General features: G+C 53.0%; 4 protein-coding genes. 3 read left to right on the top strand and 1 reads right to left on the bottom strand.

The features are described 5' to 3' along the window. Positions 1 to 747: 747 nt before the first annotated feature. Positions 748 to 1,581 carry a phage integrase N-terminal SAM-like domain-containing protein gene (locus NB063_RS31150; RefSeq protein WP_250933595.1) on the bottom strand — a complete coding sequence of 278 codons (834 nt, stop codon included), beginning with the start codon at positions 1,579 to 1,581 and terminating at the stop codon, positions 748 to 750. 336 nt (positions 1,582 to 1,917) lie between these two features. Here NB063_RS31150 and NB063_RS31145 point away from each other — a divergent pair, with 336 nt between their 5' ends. From NB063_RS31145 to NB063_RS31135, 3 genes are all read left to right on the top strand, one after another. Next, positions 1,918 to 2,100 (top strand): hypothetical protein, encoded by a 183-nt coding sequence (locus tag NB063_RS31145; protein ID WP_250933593.1) that lies wholly within the window; start codon positions 1,918 to 1,920, stop codon positions 2,098 to 2,100. 534 nt (positions 2,101 to 2,634) lie between these two features. Beyond that, positions 2,635 to 3,057 (top strand): DUF4275 family protein, encoded by a 423-nt coding sequence (locus tag NB063_RS31140; protein ID WP_250933591.1) that lies wholly within the window; start codon positions 2,635 to 2,637, stop codon positions 3,055 to 3,057. 1,754 nt (positions 3,058 to 4,811) lie between these two features. After that, positions 4,812 to 5,324 (top strand): hypothetical protein, encoded by a 513-nt coding sequence (locus NB063_RS31135; RefSeq protein ID WP_250933589.1) that lies wholly within the window; start codon positions 4,812 to 4,814, stop codon positions 5,322 to 5,324. Positions 5,325 to 5,844 lie beyond the last annotated feature (520 nt).

Here is a 5,844-nt window from a genome sequence, read left to right as displayed (position 1 = left end):
GAAAATCAACAGGCTGCTAAGATGAAGAGTAAGATTAGGATTAAGACTAAAAACTACCCTCCCTCATAATCTTAATCCTACTCTTAATCATAATCTCTCCCCCGCAACTCGCCCTCTTCCTAACGGAACGGCGCGAGCCGTCCGGTCCCGCGTCACCGGACGACGGGCGGGCTGTTGCGACAGCCATGGCATGCACTCACCCAAGACCTCAGTCACTAGTCGCGACAGCGACGACATACAAAAGCCCCGAACGTTAGTCCGGGGACGGCATCGCCCCAAACGCTTTCACGCGACCATCCGCGTCAAACCAGTGGTGCCAAATTGGGATTAAGATGAAGAGTAAGATTAGGATTAAGATCAACCAACCTTCCTCATAATCTTAATCATACTCCTAATCCTAATCTCTCCCTCCGCGCATCTCTCCCCAGCACCCACGACCACCGCCGTTCACACGCAGCCACCGCCACCAGAAGGCAGATCCGCGTCAAACCAGTGGCGCCAAATTGGGATTAAGATGAAGAGCAAGATTAGGATTAAGACCAAGACACACCACCCAATCCTCACTCTTTCATAATCTTAATCCTACTCTTAATCCTAATCTCTCCCCCCCAACTCGCACCCTTCTTAGCGGTACGGCGCAAGCTGTCCGGTCCCCCAACCCACTCGCGATCGCATCGGCCGCACCAAATGAGGATTAAGATGAAGATTATGATTAAGATTAAAAACCATCCTCCCTCATAATCTTAATCATACTCTTAATCCTAATCTCTCTCCAACACGCATCACTTCACTGATCCGCATACCGCATCCATAGAGCAGTTTGGCGATCAATAAATGCACGCCGCGCAGGTGAGCGTAAATCTGTTCAATTTCGGCAACGCTCAGCACGGTCGGAATCTGCTTCCCCTTGTTCGATCGGATCGCATTGACTTCGCCCATTTCTCGTTTGAGTACGTGTTGAAAGAGATACAAGAGCGCATAGAACGCGCGGTTCTGCGTCGATACCGCGACGTTTCCATCGACTGCCAAGTCGGTTAAATGCGACTCGACGTCGGCCGCGCCGATCGCTGCAAAGTCAGCTTGACATTTCAAACCCCGAGATCGCATGAATGCACGGACATTCGACACATAGGCCCTTTCGGTGGCCAACTGGTCGTGACGCAACCGGATAGCCCGACGTAGGTTTTGAATCACATCCGGCTCGCGCGGATCGATATGACCGACGACGTCCTCGATTTCCTCGATCGCATCATCGGAAGATTGTTTGACCGTCGCCTGTTTGATCTTCTCGTTCCGGGCAAGCACTTCGAGTTTAATTCGGATGAACGTCAAATCATCGAAGGGTGCCGACTGGACATAGCGTCGGTAACAAATCAGCGACTGGATGATTTTGAGTCGTTTCCAAGCCGGAGTTTTGCGTCTCACATGGTCACGTAGGTAAGCGATCACCTCATCGGCGGTAAACTCCCACGTCGCCTGCGGTTTGCGGCCATGGAACCGCGAGAGCTTCTCGAACCAGATTTTTGCCCACTTATCACGACTCTCACACCAAGAAGTGTCGGGCTGACTCACTCGTGTCATCGAATCGTCCTCTGATGTCGCTACCTTCGTCTATTCCAGTTGAAGACGGTCGCGCATCTGCTCCGCCAATGATCGCCACACGCAAATGCATCTACCGAGCGTTTGGAACACAATGCAATTGCGTACAGCTCGCACACCAAAGCACCCGATGTCCCTTCACATCGCGACCGAGGACTGGCGTCCACTTCACAGCATTTTTCCGCTCCAACCTTCACCGCGGATGAGGGAAGCGGGATTTCCGTCGATCGTCTCCCCGGTCTTCCACGGCACCATCAGGCGATTGCTCGCACGTACAGTGCACAAGTCAACACGCACGCCGGAAATTGTTCGACATAGTTGCTTGACCGGCGCATTTGCATCCCAGATATTCGTGGGACACCCCAAGCGGCGATCAGTACCGAGCGAACCGGCGATAACACCTCCTGTGTCACCGAGCGTGCCGAAGGTCCTTCCGGTGATAACACCCCCACCTCCCAACTTATCGCCGCCCCAACCGGTGTGAATTACTTTGTTCGCTGACTGAAATCACTCAACGGCACGCAAACACTGCCGGATTTACGATGGTCACCTTGAGCGCGGAATGCACTGCGATATTGAAATACCTCTGCGGCGTGACGACAGCTGACAACTGGGACACGATTGACGACGTCTCCAACGCGTTGGACCTGCCAATTGAACACCTTCAACCGCGCCTGCAAGAACTTGTTAGAAAGGGGTACCTCGAGTATCGCACAGGATCGCGTCAGGACGGTAACCAGTGGCGGCGCGGGCCGCCAAACGTCGCTGTAACTGCATCCGGCCGCGCGCTGGCTAGGCAACTTCGTGGCAACACAAAACCAACTGACTAGCGTCCGGATTGGTTCTCGGCAATTGTTGCGGTGTGGTGCGCGGTCGGCTATCTTCGTCGTGTTTCGGTCGTGTTGGTGGATTTTGCTTGGCTGGCGCAAAACGGCGGCGAACCATCCGATGCACCGAAGGACCGGTGGTCAGTTTTCACGAATGGATGCTCAACCGCCGGTCCTCGGTGATCGGTAACGTTACCCGACTGATTTGATGCATCAAACGCGAGACTACCCGCCCGACGAGTTTCGCATTAAGGGCCGCGTATTTCGCGAGACGCTCAAGAGCCTGACCCGTACTTTTTTCGCCGATGTCTATCGGCAGACCGGTTCGTACGCCTATCGCGGATTGCTGTGGCATGCGTTCACCTATGGGTTCCAATCAGCACTTGAACGTACAGACGCCGTTTCTGCTTTTGTCGCATGCGATGATGCCGAACTCTACATTCATGACGAACAGCTGGACATGCTATGGCTATGTCCACGATCGGTCGCCATTTCTGACACGTATCCCTGCAATGATACCTACATATTTCCGCCCTCATTTAGCTGGCTGTACATCACAACCCACGAACACGCTCAAGGCATCGGACCATTTTTCGTTCGTGCTCCATCCAATGTTGTAGAATGCGGGTAACCAAGCGATGATGACGGAGCGGCGGTGGTCGCCGTTCTCTCAGTGGTTGAGTCGTTCACCGCCGCCCGCATATCGCTACCGTTCTGGCATAGAAGATTCAATGGCGACAATTGATTGGAACAAGATTGTCTCAATCGTGCAGCGATACCGAACTGCAGTGCGCGTGAAGTGGGTAGTCGACACGGAAGATCCCGATTGGAATCCTTGGATCATCATTCCAACAGATGGCTACATTGAGACTGGGGCAATGGGCCCCATACCTGTTCGTGAAATCGAGTGGCTCGAAATCGACGCGAGTAGAATCAATGGGAATGGTCGACTTGTCCAGAATCAAAACGCGCCGGAGACAACTTCGCTGATGGCAAGCGATGATGATCACATACGTTTCGTTGGGACTGTTGCTCGCCTTGACGCGAAGTCACATGATTGACTCAACGGCTCGACATCCCAAAAATGCCAGAACAATCGGATGCACGACGAGTCGCCGAGTCGTGATTTTTGAAGTGGAGGATCGCTCGCGGCGACCGTGTGATCCGTGACGTTATCGCACTGACCTTGGACGACGGTTTGTTTCGCAACACGGTTTGCTTCGGTCGAGCGATATTGTGAAGACGTTTTGGTTGGCACGCTGATTCGCTTCGGTTTGCTCTTTCAATCGCATGACGCTACATCAAAGCTGGTGGCGAACGTCACTGGAAGGACCGAAGGCTAGACTTGCATTGCGTTCTGATGCTTTCAAGACGCCACAAGAGGCATGCGGACTCTCGCTGTCAAGCGACCAGTCCGGTATTGATCGCTTGCTTCGCTCGGCATCCATTGTCGCACACGTTACCGCTCGGCCATCTGCGTCATTGCGGCTCTCTGTCTTTGCGTCAATGTCTTCGTTTGCGGACTTTGCCCTGGCGTTGATGCACTTGCAAGCTGCCTGATTGGGAGGGGCGGTTGCCCTGGAATCTTGCCAGCAGCGGGCGCTCGTAAAACTTGCTCGGTCATGCCTCGACCGGTTAGACTGTTCGGACGCCGTTTGCGATGGGAAGGTTTTCCGGACCACAAGAGACGCGATAACCATGCCATGCAGTGGAGTACGGCATAGGGCGTGTAGAAATAGAATATCAATCAGCCGTACCCACTGATGGCTGACGTTCTGTGACTGATCATGCTCAGTGCTACGTAACGAATGACAAAACTCGGCGATTGAAAACGCATTGATTGCGAGCCAATAATTCGAGCGTTTTGGTGGTGCAGATCCTCGACATCGCAGACCGATTCGATTTTGAACGATCAATCATCGCATCGAGATGATGGTGAAGATATTGGGTGCTGTATCCCGTTTCGGCCAAGCCACGCGGAGTGCGTGACAAACCGTCCGCTCACGCAAACTTCAACTGTCATGAACGCTCAAAGTTTTTGGCGTTTCGCTAGTGTAGCGTTTTTGACGATGGACACCTTTCCGAGAACAGCCGTATTGCGAATCAAGCCGCACGCAGATTCTGGTTGCGCAATCACGACGCTGCAATTCAACTCCTCAACGTCAATCCGCTGGCGGTCTCGATTTGCCTCCAATCGATTCGCTTGTTATCTTGATTCAGTCCGTATGGTTCGGCCAACATCAAACCCCACTGCCGGGAACATGCACAGAACCAAGGGTTGTTACGGAGCCGGTCTTGCAAGCGTTTCGGCAATGGAAAATCAACTGTCCCGGCCCGCAAAACCCAACCGTTACCCGACTGAAGTCTATTTGCATCGAACGCAACATGAAAACCCTCGACCTTTTGCGTGATCAGTGCCAAATCCAAGAGTACGTCTGGAATCGGCTGGACAACTATGAACCGGATTGGGACTGGGCGTTGGGTGAAGCGGACCGAAAGGTGTCCCTAATTGCGACTGGCTTCTCTTTTGAGCAAAACGGTTGGTTTTCTATGGTTCTCGACCGCCGGCCGCGTGCTCAGTCGGATGGTCAATGGCAATCATTGATTGGCCACAACTATCTGCCGATGCCGCACTGGAATCTTGATGACGATTACGAACTCGATGTGAAACACTACGATCCAAAATGGAAGCCACCCAAGAATGGCTTTGATGATGAGTCGGCAGCCGAACTATTTGGCAATACAATTCGTGATGCGCTCGTTCACATTCGTGATCAAAATGGATTTACATTCAACTTTTTAGCTCGTAACTGCGCTTTCTTTGTGGAGGAACACGAAGGCCGTTTCGGTTGGCCGGAATACAAAGAAACGCGTACTGCCGGTCGGTGCAGACCATAGCGACGGGTAACCAGCGCGTGAACCGGAGCACGCAAGCTAGCGTTTTGGCAATGGGAAATCTATCGCGCGTTCCCGGTTACGCGTACCGTTACCCGACTGAAGACTGCGTGACTCGCATGGTCAAACCAGATCGCTAATGCCGTACGCGATTTGTCCAAAATGTGGCCGACGAACTCACCTGAATATTGGGGCAACCGATTTGAGGCAATGGTACGCGGATCACTATCCTGGCACGCCATTCGGTGAACCCGTCCCAAGTGATTGCTACGACTGTTGGCGCCTTGAGCGTGGAATAGCGATACCTGAAGAAGAACTTACCCATCGACAGGCTGTCGCCGACGGCACTGCACGTTCATTCCCTGCTGACGGACCACCGTGTCCAAAATGTGGTACTGCGCTGCGTACGCCTGAATCGAAACAATGCTTCAATTGCGGTGCGGATTGGCATTGATTCGAACTGCTATACTTACGTTTGGACTCCCGCAATCTGATCCAAAGGGCGGGTAACCAGTAAGGCTTT

The organism is Aporhodopirellula aestuarii (assembly GCF_023701485.1).
GTDB classification, from domain to species: domain Bacteria; phylum Planctomycetota; class Planctomycetia; order Pirellulales; family Pirellulaceae; genus Rhodopirellula; species Rhodopirellula aestuarii.
The sequence above is the reverse complement of the archived record's forward strand: the minus strand, read 5'-3'. Positions and strand labels throughout refer to the sequence as shown.